The organism is Rahnella sp. PAMC25617, assembly GCF_050606005.1.
Lineage (GTDB): Bacteria > Pseudomonadota > Gammaproteobacteria > Enterobacterales > Enterobacteriaceae > Rahnella > Rahnella variigena.
Genome location: NZ_JBOCUM010000017.1, coordinates 233,829 through 247,592, shown reverse-complemented (window position 1 = coordinate 247,592; position 13,764 = coordinate 233,829). Strand labels below are relative to the sequence as shown.

The 13,764-nt window shown below is 51.1% G+C and carries 15 protein-coding genes and 1 pseudogene; 3 read left to right on the top strand and 13 right to left on the bottom strand.

Going from position 1 to position 13,764, the window contains the following annotated elements:
• The first annotated feature begins 244 nt into the window (after positions 1–244).
• Positions 245–466 (top strand): DNA-binding transcriptional regulator, encoded by a 222-nt coding sequence (locus ACM615_RS20260; protein WP_431012408.1) that lies wholly within the window; start codon positions 245–247, stop codon positions 464–466.
• A gap of 725 nt (positions 467–1,191) precedes the next feature.
• Positions 1,192–3,477: an autotransporter domain-containing protein gene (locus ACM615_RS20255; RefSeq protein ID WP_431012407.1), complete on the top strand. Its 2,286-nt coding sequence runs from the start codon at positions 1,192–1,194 to the stop codon at positions 3,475–3,477.
• A 202-nt stretch (positions 3,478–3,679) separates the two neighbouring features.
• Here the strand turns inward: ACM615_RS20255 and ACM615_RS20250 are convergent.
• The 13 genes and pseudogenes from ACM615_RS20250 to cueO all read right to left on the bottom strand — a co-directional run.
• A pseudogene (locus ACM615_RS20250) lies at positions 3,680–3,805 on the bottom strand (phage portal protein); the annotation flags it as partial.
• Positions 3,806–4,033: 228 nt separating this feature from the next.
• Entirely contained in the window at positions 4,034–4,525 is a 492-nt protein-coding gene (locus ACM615_RS20245; RefSeq protein ID WP_431012406.1) for an Hcp family type VI secretion system effector, read from the bottom strand.
• Between the two features lies 1 nt (position 4,526).
• A complete protein-coding gene (locus ACM615_RS20240; RefSeq protein WP_240783369.1) occupies positions 4,527–5,024 on the bottom strand; it encodes a hypothetical protein in 498 nt (165 codons plus the stop codon).
• On the bottom strand, positions 5,021–5,392 hold the full coding sequence (locus ACM615_RS20235) for a tlde1 domain-containing protein (RefSeq protein WP_431012405.1): 372 nt from the start codon (positions 5,390–5,392) through the stop codon (positions 5,021–5,023). The genes ACM615_RS20240 and ACM615_RS20235 overlap by 4 nt, the downstream gene beginning before the upstream one ends.
• A gap of 262 nt (positions 5,393–5,654) precedes the next feature.
• Positions 5,655–6,191, bottom strand: coding sequence for a hypoxanthine phosphoribosyltransferase (hpt, locus tag ACM615_RS20230; RefSeq protein ID WP_101075215.1), 537 nt, complete (start codon positions 6,189–6,191; stop codon positions 5,655–5,657).
• Positions 6,192–6,302: 111 nt separating this feature from the next.
• On the bottom strand, positions 6,303–7,268 hold the full coding sequence (gutQ, locus tag ACM615_RS20225) for an arabinose-5-phosphate isomerase GutQ (RefSeq protein ID WP_431012404.1): 966 nt from the start codon (positions 7,266–7,268) through the stop codon (positions 6,303–6,305).
• Positions 7,261–8,034 carry a glucitol operon DNA-binding transcriptional repressor SrlR gene (srlR, locus tag ACM615_RS20220; protein ID WP_112286898.1) on the bottom strand — a complete coding sequence of 258 codons (774 nt, stop codon included), beginning with the start codon at positions 8,032–8,034 and terminating at the stop codon, positions 7,261–7,263. Before srlR ends, gutQ begins: the two co-directional genes overlap by 8 nt.
• A 79-nt stretch (positions 8,035–8,113) precedes the next feature.
• Positions 8,114–8,476 (bottom strand): transcriptional regulator GutM, encoded by a 363-nt coding sequence (gene gutM, locus ACM615_RS20215; protein ID WP_431012403.1) that lies wholly within the window; start codon positions 8,474–8,476, stop codon positions 8,114–8,116.
• Positions 8,477–8,561: 85 nt separating this feature from the next.
• Positions 8,562–9,341: a sorbitol-6-phosphate dehydrogenase gene (srlD, locus tag ACM615_RS20210; protein WP_113876375.1), complete on the bottom strand. Its 780-nt coding sequence runs from the start codon at positions 9,339–9,341 to the stop codon at positions 8,562–8,564.
• Positions 9,342–9,363: 22 nt separating this feature from the next.
• Positions 9,364–9,726: a PTS glucitol/sorbitol transporter subunit IIA gene (gene srlB, locus ACM615_RS20205; protein ID WP_112286901.1), complete on the bottom strand. Its 363-nt coding sequence runs from the start codon at positions 9,724–9,726 to the stop codon at positions 9,364–9,366.
• A 9-nt stretch (positions 9,727–9,735) separates the two neighbouring features.
• Entirely contained in the window at positions 9,736–10,725 is a 990-nt protein-coding gene (gene srlE / locus ACM615_RS20200) for a PTS glucitol/sorbitol transporter subunit IIB (protein ID WP_129639743.1), read from the bottom strand.
• A gap of 48 nt (positions 10,726–10,773) precedes the next feature.
• Complete coding sequence (srlA, locus tag ACM615_RS20195; RefSeq protein ID WP_112286903.1) at positions 10,774–11,322, bottom strand: PTS glucitol/sorbitol transporter subunit IIC; 549 nt, start codon at positions 11,320–11,322, stop codon at positions 10,774–10,776.
• A 262-nt stretch (positions 11,323–11,584) separates the two neighbouring features.
• The gene (cueO, locus tag ACM615_RS20190; RefSeq protein WP_113876373.1) at positions 11,585–13,189 is read right to left on the bottom strand and encodes a multicopper oxidase CueO; all 1,605 of its coding nucleotides are present in this window, start codon (positions 13,187–13,189) and stop codon (positions 11,585–11,587) included.
• A gap of 209 nt (positions 13,190–13,398) precedes the next feature.
• Between cueO and ACM615_RS20185 the strand changes: the two genes are divergently transcribed.
• A complete protein-coding gene (locus ACM615_RS20185) occupies positions 13,399–13,746 on the top strand; it encodes a YacC family pilotin-like protein (protein ID WP_095924682.1) in 348 nt (115 codons plus the stop codon).
• Positions 13,747–13,764 lie beyond the last annotated feature (18 nt).

Here is a 13,764-nt window from a genome sequence, read left to right as displayed (position 1 = left end):
GATAGTACCCATGTAATTCTTACTTATAGTACCAAGGGAAAAGAGGACTGTCGTCGGGCACTGCGTTCATCATTCTGGGTTTACTCAGAAAGCTACGGCTGGCAAATAGTGTTTCATCAGGGGACTCCTGATAACAGTTTTGATTGAGTCTGGCATAAGTAAATCATTGTAATACTGGATGTATGATAATTAACAATGCATATAATGATTGAAATTGATTTAATTTGATTACATGGTGATTATTATGATGCACTGCCCGAAATGCCAGCACGCCGCCCACGTACGTTCAAGTCGCTACCTCAGCACCAACACCAAAGAACGTTATCATCAGTGTCAGAACATTAATTGCAGTTGTACGTTTAAAACTCATGAGTCGATTGCGGACATCATCGTCGAGCCAGGTACGGTTCATGCCGTGCTGCTTCACCCGGACAAACATAGCCAACAATCCCTACAGATGCACTAAAGAAAAAGCCCCGAATAAACGGGGCTTCTTGTGTCGATGTGGTCAATGCGTGGACACTGAAATGAATAAATCCATTTAATTCATATAGTTAACATCGTTTTCAAAGGCACAAAAATGTGCCTTTTTTATCATTTATTTTTCCTGCACTTACAACGCGATCACTATAAATCAATGAGTTATATGCGGTGTGTATTTGACGCCGATGCTGGCCTGAGCCGGGCGGGTAAATGACTGCGTCGGTAAAATCAACGATTACCTCCCTGGAATATCGTTATCCCATCCGAAATATAATCAATAGCCTTTTGGCTGGCTATTATCGTTTCCCCGCCTACTATTATCTGTGAGCATTACTTCTGGGGCGGTTCTGCACCCTTTTTGCTCATTATTTTTAATGATTAATTTTTCTGGGGAAGGATATATTTTTGAAAACAAAAATGAAGTTATTTCTCTTTAGTGGGATCGCTGGCAGCTATGGGTTATTTAACCCTGTGAATGCTCTGGCAGCCTGTAGTCCCGCAGCGGGGAATGACGTAAGCATAATCTGTGATGGAATAATAAATACGCAGCAATCCTTTACTGATGCAAGTGGTATCACAGCGACGATTATTCCTCGTACGCAAATTGCTCTTACTGCACAGGATACGCCTGCTTTTTATTTCACTACCTCATCCAGCAGCCTTCAAAACCAGGGCAATATTACAACTGACGCTATCACCAGTGATGGTGTGGCTTTAGAAACCCTCAGTGGGTTCACTTTAATCAACGACGCCTTCGTAGGCACTTCGGGCAGCAATTCCAACGCCGTCCATCTGTCTGGTGTTTTTGATAGCACGATTACCAATAATGGACAGTTAAGTACAACGGGGAACGTCAGTTCAGGGATCCTGTTAGATGCAAACATCGGCAATAGCACCTTAAATAACAATGGAGTTATTACCACTACCGGTGCTCAATCCCATGGTATCTGGGTAACAGGAGAGAGCCGGAACATCACAATTAACAATAGCGGAAGCATCACAGCAAACGGCCCGAGCGGTTCCGGTATCTTCGTTGATACGGCCACAACTACGGCTGACGACGTCGCGGTGGTAAACCGCTCCTCAGGTGTGATCTACTCTGAGACTGACGATGGTATTAACTTTAGCCGTGATTCAACCGGTACCATTGATAACGCCGGGATAATTGAAGCGGCAGACAGTGGCATTTCGTTGCAAGATAACGCGCAAGTTTCACACATTATCAACGATGGGATTATTGCTGCCGGGCGCGGAGGGATTACCCTTGACGATACCAGCAGAACCAATTTACTGCTTAACCGCGGCGTTATTGGTTCAATCGAAGGGGATGCGATCCGTGTCAGCGAAACCAGCACCGTGAATAACGGCATCAATAATGAAGGCATTATTATTGGCAGGGTTGATGCTCCCACAACGAATATGAGCAACAGTGGTCTGTTTGATTTGCTCAATAATAATTCCCCTTCACGAGTCGCCAACTACAGCCAGTCTTCAGATGCCTTCTTAGCTCTGCAGGCTGAGAATGCCACTAATTATGGGCAACTGCAGGTTGGCGGAACGGCATCGCTGGCGGGTAATACCATTGTGGTCACCAATGGTAGCCTGGACTTTAGCAATGGTGATGTATTGAGTGATGTGGTTACCGCCCCGAGTATTGTGGGCACACCGACATCGGTGATTGATGACTCTCTGCGCTTCCAGTTTGTGCAGGAGCTGACGCCCACGAGTTACTCATTACGCATCGTCGATACGGGACTTACCAGCGTAAAAGAAGCGGTCACCACGCAAACCGCCTCACCGACGGCTTCCCGTATCGGTGGCGCTATCGACCAGATTATAGCCAAAACGACTTCCGCTGGCGAAGGCACTGGTTCGGGTACTATTCCCGGCACAACCCCGGAAACCAGCGGCAACGGTAACGAGTCCAGCTATTGCTCTGGCGCGTTAGGAGCGACGGTCTGTGCCATCACGTCCTCATCCAATGCACAACAGGTTTACCGTAACGTGGTGCAGTTAGGGCCGTTGATGAACGGTATGCTGCCCTATGCCGAGTTAAATAATGCGCGTGCTTTTGGCGATATTGTGGACTCTCGTCAGGACTCCGTGCGTGAGTTTGGTCAATACGAAGAGTTTAATCCCGAGAAGTACTTATGGATCAGACCGGTAGGTCGCTGGGATAACCAGGAACAACGTGGTGGTCTGGATGGTTATAAATCTGATACTCGCGGTATCGCCATTGGTGCCGATGTGCCGGTATTAGAACAGCTTCGCGTGGGCGTGGCAGTGGGCACCAGCCGCACCGATGTGAAGGATACTTCAGACGATTTCCGCCATGATGCGCAGATTGAAAGCTGGAATACTTTGCTTTATGGCAGCTTTGACTTCACCCCGGCCACATCCCTGACCTGGAAAGCGGGCTACGGCCGCGACACCGTTGACGGTAATCGTTACCTGAACATCATTAACCCGTCTTCGTCTGACCTGGCTTTTGGCGGCGTGGCGCGTTCCAGCTACGACAGCCATAACGTGCAGGCGGGCCTCGGTTTACAGAGCATCTTCAATCTGACTGACAATTTGACCCTGACGCCGATAGTGCGTGGCGACTACTACAGTATCAAGGACAAAGGTTACACCGAGAAAAATGCCAGCGATCTGAGCCTGAATGTGGATGGGCAGACCCTTGAAGCGATGATTGTTTCCACCAAAGCCAAGCTGGGTTTACAGGTGTCTGACATTGTGAACGTTCATGCGACGGCTGGTGTGGGGTATGACACCATCAATGATCGTAGCGCCAACCGAATCGCATTTACCGGCAGCCCTGATACCCCGATCACCTACCAGAGCATGGAGCAGAGCCCGTGGATTGGGATGGCGGGTGTAGGCGTGACCGCCAAGTTCACTGACCAACTGGACGGCACCGTTCAGTATGATTCAGAGCAACGCTCCAGCTTCTTCAGCCAAAGCGTTGCCGTTAAGGTGCGTTACGCTTTCTGATAACAATCTGAATTCACTGACTCACCTAAGCCATCCGCATCCGCAGGTGGCTTTTTTCTTGCCTTACTCCAGAGGGCTATTATGGGGTCCGCCCGCCCCCCTATCACTATGCCTGTTTATTTGAGCAGGCATGACAGGCAGCTTTGTGTGAAAGTAGAATCTCTCATGGCATAACTTATATTGCGGTGTCTTGATCAATGGGAAGCAGATCATTCTGGCTGGCTTTCCTGATGTCAAAGACATCGTCTTTAGTCGCGACTTCACTTAACGGCAGAATCTTGATCCCGTCCGGCTTACCGTTTGGTGCGTAAATGAACAGGTTGCAGCCACCGTCTAATGGCTCACGCTGTTCAGTTGCATCCTGATAAACATCAGCAGCAATCCTTCCAGATGCACTAAAGCAAAAGCCCCGAATAAACGGGGCTTACTTGTCAATGTGACTAGTGTCTGGACACTAAAATGAAAAAATACATTTAATTCATATTATTAAATTCGATTTTAGGCACAAAGATTATGCGTTTCAGTGAGGTTTTTTACATCATAGGCCGCGCGCTGGCTATGCCGTCGCCCTTTCGTTCCAGGCATCACTGTGTTGAATGTTTCCATCGAGGTAGAGCCAGGTAATCTTCTCATAACGAAATTCTGCGATTTCCATATGATTAAATTTTTCTCTTGCAGGATCTTTGATATCAAACATCACGGGCATCAGGTTAACGACTCTCACGTTTTCCAGCAGAATAGTAAAATATACCACCTCTTGCCCTGCATCGTTGATTCGATAATATTTCAGTTCCACACGCTTCAGCGTTTTCCCCGTAGAAAGCGCTTTGTAGAGATAGAGGGAAGATGAATCGATTTCTTTTTCTATCAGGAATGGCAGGTGCTGGCAGGTTCCGGTGAATTTACCGTTATGTTTATCGGTTGGTATATGTACACTGTGATGCAGTCCTGACACTTCCACACTGTATTCACGGCCTCGAATGTCAACGCCACCCTTAATAATATTGCCGCCATCATCATACAAAAACATATAAACAGGAATGCCCATATTAATTGTCCTCTGCAAATCCGTTTGATTGCCCGATAGCATTCACAATAGTATCGATACACGCTTTGCTGTTCGGAACCTTATAAAGAGCCTGAATTGCATCAACGACATATTGGTTAAATTCCGGTTCTTTGATGCTATAAAAGGGTAAAGCACATACATTATCGGTACTGAAGGGTAAAGCCCCACCTTTAAGAAGGGAGAGCACACCTGCGGGATTATGTGGAATTGCCGTGGCAGCGGCAGTAGCAAGCGACTCCGCTGAATCAGCATCACTACCGGGCGCTAATAATGCAGCCACGTCCAGCCAGTTTTGTTCACCACTGCCTATTTTAGTCAGCACATACAGCCATTGGGATTCGCCATCTTTGTACAAATCGGTGATAACCGCTCTGGCGCCCTGAGTTTTGATCTGCTGAGTTAACTCCACGGATGTTATTTGGGTCGTGGCGGCTGCTGAAAAAGAAAGTAAAAGCAAAAGAGAGAATACAATTTTCATTTGACCACCAAGATCGTGTCACCACTGTTCATGATTTGTTCGCGATTACTTACGCCATCGATGATAATGCAACCATTCGATGCAGTACGCCCCCCACTCCTTGAGCCGCCATGGATACGGAATAGATCTCGCCCATACGTATTAGTCCCCAGAATAGGCTCCAGAATAGGCTCCAGAATAATAGTGACTGGCGTGACGGTGTTATGCGCACCCGTTATACGATAATACCCTTTTGGGATCGGACCCTGACTATTCACTGACTCCATAGCTGGATTATTTATCCCGGCACCGTGCCCACTATAACCCTGTCTGAAAAGTTGTCCGTTATGTTTCAATTCACCCGTGCTTTGGTTATATTCCCACGTCATAATATTCATCCTTGTAAAATAAGAACGCATTACCTATTCATTTAAAAAACTCACTTACTCATTGAATAATCATCCGCCACTTCAAAAAAATACTCTTATAAAATAGCTATTACCACATGAAAAAACGATACTCGTTAATTATTCATGAGTTGAATTAAGTATTTATTTACCACACTGTTCATTGATTAAAAATATATTCGATAATGACATACAAAAACGGCTTCCATTAGGAAGCCGTTGCAAAAATACTCGTTGTGAATCGCTACTCGTCCAGCATCACAACCTTGCCAACATACGGCAGATGACGATAACGCTGGGCGTAGTCGATGCCGTAACCGACAACGAATTCGTCGGGGATCGGGAAGCCGACGTATTCGACTTTAACGTCAACTTCGCGGCGTTCCGGTTTATCCAGCAGTGTGCAGATAGCCAGAGATTTCGGGCCGCGCAATTGCAGGATTTCACGCACTTTGCTCAGCGTATTGCCGGAGTCGATGATGTCTTCGACGATCAACACATCTTTACCACGAATGTCTTCGTCGAGATCTTTAAGGATCTTCACGTCGCGGGTGGTGGACATGCCGTTGCCGTAGCTTGAGGCGGTCATGAAGTCCACTTCGTGCGGTACATCCACGGCGCGACACAGGTCAGCCATGAACATGAACGAACCGCGCAGCAATCCAACCAGCACCATTTCGCTACCGCTGTCGCGGTAGTGTTCGGTGATTTCACGGCCCAACTCGGCAATTCGGGTTTTGACTTCCTGTTCGGAAATCATGACGTCAACGCGATGTTTCATATAAAGACTAACCACCTGATTTAAGAATATTTATCGCTGCTTTTTAGGAAAGCAGCGACCATATAGTGGAAAGGATTATATCAAAGAACCCGCCGGGGAGTAACGCCGGTGTCAGCCAATACCGGCCTGATGCAGGTCATGCAGGTTGATCGCACCGACCAGCACGCCTTCGCTATCGACCACCGGCGCGGCGCTGATATTTTGCTGATGCAGGGCTTCGAGTGCCTCGCCTGCCCGCCATTGTGCCGGAAGCTGATAACCGGGACGACTCATGGCATCGGCCAGCGGGTCGTGCAGGCTGTGGCCTTTGACCAGCCAGCGACGTAAATCGCCATCGGTGAACACGCCAACCACATGCAGGCTGGCGTCGCATACCGCAATCAGACCCAGGCCGGTGCGGCTCAGTTCCAGCATCGCGTCCATGACATTTTTCTGACTGTCGACCACCGGCAGACGATCGCCGGAACGCATCAGATGATGCACGCGATTCAGCAAACGCGCCCCCAGACTGCCGCCGGGATGTGAACGGGCGAAGTCTTCCGCGCCAAAACCACGGTGTCGCATCAGCGCCATCGCCAGCGCATCGCCCATCATTAAGGTATTTACCGCGCTCGAGGTCGGTGCCAGTCCCATCGGGCAGGCTTCGCGCTCAACGCTGATATCCAGCACACAATCGGCTGCCAGCGCCAGCGGCGAATCTTTGCCGCCGGTGATGGCAATCAGACGGGTTTGGTTTTCTTTTAACAATGGCAGGATCAGATCCAGCTCTTTTGCCCGGCCGGAATAGGAAATAAAAATCATCACGTCTTCACTGCCGATCATGCCCAGATCGCCGTGCAGCGCTTCGGCGGGATGCACAAAGAACGCCGGTGTGCCGGTGCTGGCCAGTGAGGCCGCAATCTTCTTGCCGATATGACCGGATTTTCCCATACCGGAAATGACGGCTTTACCTGTGCAGTTCAGCAATAAGCGGCAGGCGCAGAGGAAATTATCATCCAGCCGCGTCAGTAACCGGCGGGCTTCTTCTATTTCAATCTCCAGCGTTTCACGTGCGTAATTTAGTAATGCGTCACTCATCGTCTTCCCCGACTAAAATAATGCGGATCCCCAACTTTTCGATGGCATCACGATATTGCTGGCTTAACCCGCTGTCCGTGATCAGCGTATCGACCTTGCTTAGATGGCACACCACATTCGGGCTTTTACGGCCAAATTTTGACGAATCCACCAGCAGGAAAAGACGTTCAGCCGCTTTACACATCGCCTGACTGACGCCGTGAACTTCGTTGAATGTGGTGACACCGCCGTCGAGATCAACGCCATCAGCGCCGATAAACAGTTTATCGAAGTTGAATTTATCAAAGGCGCTTTCTGCAAGGCTGCCGTGGAAGGAAGAAGATTTTTTGCGGTAGGTGCCGCCCGGCATCAGGATGGTCTGGTCGTTATCCAGCTCCACCAGCGCATTGACGATATGCAGGCTGTTGGTCATGACAGTGATGTTATTGAACTGACTCAGGAAAGGCACCATCTGCATCACGGTACTGCCCGCATCGAAAATCAGCGAGTCGCCGTCCTGAATTTCCTGAATGGCCGCGCGGGCGATGCGCAGTTTTTTGCCGGTATTGATGTGTGTTTTACGATCAATAGGCTGATCACCTTCCTCGCGACTCAGCACCACGCCGCCGTAAGTGCGGATCACTGCGCCCTCTTCTTCCAGCAGGGTGAGATCTTTACGAATAGTGGTGCCGGTTGTGGCGAAATGCGCGGCGAGATCGTCCACCGCCGTCTTTCCAAATTGCTGCAAGTGCTCCAGTATCGCCGCCTGCCGTTGCTTAGGTTTCATCACGATTTTCGCTCAAATTTTAAGATAAATTCACTGCTATCATTCTTTTTGAAAGATAATAGCTTTTAAAGTGAAAATATCATGATTTCGGTTCAATCGCTAATGATAGTGCAGTTTGAATATTCGGATCTTTCGGGAAGATCACACCTGTCATCAATTGTTCCCGGCTCATGCCATTAAGCGATGAAACCGGCTGAGGGCTGGCAAAAATCGTCAGGCCGCGCAGTAAAAATCCGTCACAGACTTTTTCCTGTTGATCGAAAGCCAGCGCCAGCACCACTCTCGGTTTGAAACGTCCGCCGGAACGCCCGACGCCCACATTGCCCTGCAAACACAACTTGTCGAATGCCCGGTTAAAGCGCTGCAACTGCCACCAGCCCAGCGCGATTTGCGCCACCCAGGCCAGTGCCGCACAGAGGATTAATGCCGAAGTCGGGGTCATCTTTTCTCCTTAACATGACTTTCTGAGTAACATGATTTGCTCATTAAAATAGTCATCCGCCCCTGCAAAACAGGGGCGGATGGCATCAGAACATCACCTGACCACCGGTGATATTGATCGACTGACCGGTGCAATATGAAGCTTTATCGCTGGCGTAAAACAGCAGCATATCCAGCACATCCTGATAGTCGCACCCGCGTTTCAGCGGCACTTTATCAATGTAATATTGCTCGACTTCATCGGCCTTAATGCCAAGCTTTTTGGCGTACTGTGGCAATAATGACTGGAACATCGGCGATTTGAGCAAATTACCCAGCATCAGTGAATGCACGGTGATGCCATATTCCGCCAGATCCAGCGCCAGAGACTGCGTCAGCCCGACGCCGCCGAATTTTGCCGCGCTGTAACCGGCATTATGTTTGCTGCCCACTTTGCCGGATTTAGAGTTGATCTGGATAATCCGTCCCGGAATACGGTCGCGGATCATCAGACGGGAAAACTCACGGGCACAGAGGAAATACCCCACCAGATTGACCTGCAGTGAGAGATCAAAGTCGTTGAGAGCGAAGTCGGTGATCGGCGATGCTTTCGCCATTCCCGCGCTGTACACCAGCAAACTGACCCTGCCAAACGTCTGATCCACCGCTTTCGCCAGTTGCTCTACGCTGGCCTCATTCGTGGCATCGACCGTAAATCCGAATGCGCGATCCTCACCAAACTGCTGGTTAATCTGTTCTGCCACCGACGCGGCATTTTTCTCATTCAGATCCGCCACCGCCACGCGATAGCCGGATTCAGCCAGCCCCTGACAGAGAAATGCGCCCAGCGTCTGTCCCCCGCCGATTACGACTGCAACCTGTTCCATAACTGACTCCTGATTCTGATAGTTAATCGATAAATTTCAATACGCTGCCCAGCGGAATATCGTCGGGCGTGGTGCCTTTTACATGGACGCTGCCGGGGAATTCAGCCTCGGCACTGCCGTCAAAACGCAGGGTGATATGCCCCAGCTCGCGCAGGTTTTGCATCGCCACGTCGCCCACGGCGGTCACCGGATATCGCACATCGGCAAGTTCCATGTAAGCGCCGCGGTGCAATTCCCCTTCGGTTTTCCCGTGCTGATGAATGAAGCAATAATCCTGAATGTCTGCCGGTGCGCCTTCACGGAAGGTGATCAGCATCTGGTCGGTCAGCGCCTCACGCGCGAAGTCGCCGATTTGCGTGATAGTGGTCTGATAAATGGTTTGCACGATGACTCCTTACTGATAGATGAAAGCGGAAGCGGCCCAGGCGATAAGTACCGTCGGTGCGCCGGTCAGAAAACGGCTGACCAGCACCGAGGGCACGCCCACGCGCACGGTGTCCTGTTTGGCTTCGGCCAGCGACAATCCGACGGGAATGAAATCGCAGGCCGCCTGAGCGTTGATGGCGAAAAGTGCAGGCAGCGCCAGATGTGGCGGGATATTGCCCAGCCCGATCTGCACACCCACCAGCACACCGATAACCTGCGCAATGACCGCGCCGGGGCCGAGGAAAGGAGATAGCAGCGGGAAGGAACAGATCAGCGCCAGCATCACCAGCCCGACCGGGCTTTTCGCCAGCGGCGTCAGCCCGTGCGCCACCAGATCCCCCAACCCGGAGGCCATAATGATGCCGATCAGCGCCGCCACGAACGCCATAAATGGCAGGATGGTTTTAAGTACGGTATCGATGGTGTCGCGTCCGGCCTGGAACAACACGGCGACGCCGGAGCCCATACCCATACCGACTTTCGCCAGCAGGCCGTCGCTCTGTTCGGTGATTTTTTTGGTGGTGTCGTAGTCGCGCCCTGCCGCAGACGCAGCCGGTTTCGGCGTCGTCGTTACCGGTTCCGCGGCGTCTGTGCTTTCAATAACAATGTCATTCTCGCGGACACCGGAAACGTAAATGTCTTCGGTAATAAACTGCGCCAGCGGGCCGGACTTGCCGGTCGAATGGATGTTTATGGTCGGGATGCGCCGTTTAGGATAAATGCCGCAGCGCAGCGTGCCGCCGCAGTCGATAACCGCCACACCGATTTCTTCCGCCGGAGGTTCGCCTTCTTTAAAACCATCCACCGTTTCCCAGCCGGTCAGTTCCGCCAGCTTGTCGACAATCGCCGGGCGCGTGCCCGCCGTGATATACACCACTTTTTTGCCGGGCACCGCGTCAATCAACAGCGGACCACCCCAGCCACCTTCACCCCGGTTAATACGGATCGTAACGCTCATTTTCTGCTCCGGTTTTTAGAATTGGATTTTGAATAGACTGGAACCTGCCTACAGCTGCACCTGACGATCCAGCTGAATGCCCATCTTGCGTTCGAAGATGCGAGTGGTGAGATCCGTTATCCAGCCGCGGAAGAAATTGGTCACCATACCGACCAGGAAATAACTGACGGCCAGCGGTCCGAGCGGCAGTCCCAGCGTGGTCAGCCCGCTGGCAACGCCGAGATACACAAACAGTTCGCCGGGGTTGATGTGCGGGAAGAGACCGTTCATGGAATGGCAGCTGTAAGAGCCAGCGGCGTAATAGCTGGGTTTGTAGATTTCGGGCATAAAGCGCCCGAGGCTGAGGGTCATCGGGTTGCAGAAAACAAAGGTGCCAATCACCGGCAGCAGCAGGTAGCGCGAAATCGGATTGCCAGCACAGCGCTGTGCCAGACGTTCGATTCGCCGTTGTCCGACAAAAACAATCAGCGCGTTCATGACTACCAGCAAACTGATTAAGAGAGGCAGGATGCCGGTGACCATCCCGACAAACACCTCACCGCCTTTTTGAAACAGGCCGATAAACCACTCGGCACCGTGCGTTATTACATCAATCATCATCTTCTCCTGTAGGGGATCGTGGGTTTACGCTTTCATGTTTTGTTACTCCACGCTGAAAATATAATCATTATGAATTTATATTAATTATATATTGATCACATTTTGAAAGTTTAACCTTTCAATTTGAAAGATTGATAATCAAGGGGCATTACAGGAAGAAGAAGGGAGCAGGAAGAAAGAGGGGTGAGACTGACCGGAGGAACGTCTCAGGCCAGCTTATTTTTAGAAACTTTTAAGAAACTACAGAAAGTAAAACCCGTTACGCCGACACCGTAAATCCAAGCATCATGCCGGTATCTTCATGTTCCAGCAGATGACAGTGCGCCATATAAGCATGTTGTTTATTGGCCAGATGGTTGAAGCGCACCAGAACTTCACTGCGGGCACCCTCAACGCGCACGATATCTTTCCAGCCCTGCCGGTGCGGCGGCACAGGCTGACCATTTTCAGAAAGAATACGGAACTGCGTGCCGTGGATATGGAAAGGATGCAGCATCATGTCGCCTTCGCCGGAAATGGTCCATTTTTCGTACTGGCCTTGTTTCACATCGAAAGCGGGTACATTCATGTCATAGGCTTTGCCGTTAATTTTGTTGCCCTGCATGAAGTCGTAACCGGCGGACGATTTGCTCATATCCATACCCGCCATGCTGCCGTGACCCTCATGTTCTGAACCCGACATGCCCGGCATTGCCGCCATATCGCCGCCGCCATGATCCATGCTCATGCCGGCCATTGCCTTGTGACCATAGCGTTTCATCAGCGCCGCCATGCCCTGCTGATCCAGTTGCGGATCCATCATCAGTTGCAGCCAGCGGGTTGGCAGATTATCGACGGACACCAGCGCCGGCAGCGGGACCAGCGTGTCCGGCAGAGAACTGCCGCTTTGCGTCAGCGTCGGCTGAATACGCAGCACCGGCAACGGTTTGTCGAAAGGTGCCAGCGTCATGCCCATCTGTTTCACCGGCAGCGTAACCAGATCAAAGGCTTTGCCGTCGCTGCAATCAATCAGCACTTCAAAACGCTCGCCCATCAGCAAGGATAAATCGCTGACTTTCACCGGTTCAGGCAGGAAACCGCCGTCGCTGGCGATGACGTACATCGGCCGCTGGTCACTGGTGGCGATGTGCAGCGAGCGTGCATTACAGCCATTGAGCAGACGAAAACGCACCCAGCCGCGGGAAATACCGTGCTGCGGATACACCGCGCCGTTGGTCAGCATATGTTGCCCGAACCAGCCGACAGCCGCGGTCATCACGTCCATCTGATAATCAATCTGTCCGGCGTCGTTCAGGCGTTTATCCTGCAAAATGACCGGAATATCATCCACGCCCCAACGTTTAGGGATCTGCAACAGGTCGCTGGCTTCATCTTCAATCAGCACCATACCGGCCAGACCCATCGCCACCTGATAACCGCTGGTCTGATGCGGATGCGGATGGAACCAGCAGGTCGACGCTGGCTGATCGAGTGTGAAACTGACTTTTCTTTTCTGACCTGGAGCGATCAGTGCCTGAGGACCGCCATCGACGTCACCGGGGATTTCCAGCCCGTGCCAGTGAACGGTGCTGGCAACATCCAGACGGTTATTGACGGTGACATCGACCTGTTTGCCGCGACGGATACGCAGCGCCGGGCCGAGAAGATTACCGTTAACGCCCCAGGTTTCGGTGTTTACACCCGGCAGAAACTGGCTCTGACCGCGCTGCAACGTCAGCATAATGGCGTTACGGATATCCGGTTCCAGCAGCGCAGGAATGGGTAATGCAGGGCGATCTGCGGCGAGCGCGAAGCGGCTCCAGCCGGGCAGCGTACTGGCGGCCCCCATCAGGGTTGTCCATTTTACGAAATCACGACGGTTCATTTTTCAGTCCTTATGAGGGCAATTGCCAGACGGATGGCGTAAGCGTGCCATAATAGTACGACAGCCTAACCCTTCCCCTAAGGGGAAGGTCAAGCGGCGCAGCGGGAAAAGAAATTTGGTGCCGCTCAGTGCAAATATGGTAACGTCCTTTTCACTGTTTGTGAGCCAAGTCTTTCTGACTTTCTATCTAAAAGAACAAGAACACGCCGATGAAAAAAACAACATTGTGTTTGCTATTACTGTCGCTGCTTGGCTTCTCCTCCGCCAGTCAGGCGCTGAGTGAATCAGAAGCGGAAGATCTGGCGGATCTGACTGCCGTTTTCGTTTATCTGAAAAACAACTGCGGTTACGAACAGTTGCCGAATACCCAAATCAAACGGGCGATCGTGTTTTTCGCCCAGCAAAACCGCTGGGATCTGAGCAATTACAACAGCTTTAATATGCAGTCGATGGGCGAAGACAGCTACCGCGATCTGAGCGGGATTGCCGTCCCTAAACCGACCAAATGCAAATCTCTGGCGCGTGATTCCCTGAGTCTGCTGGCCTACACCAACTAATTTTTAAGCCTGTTTACG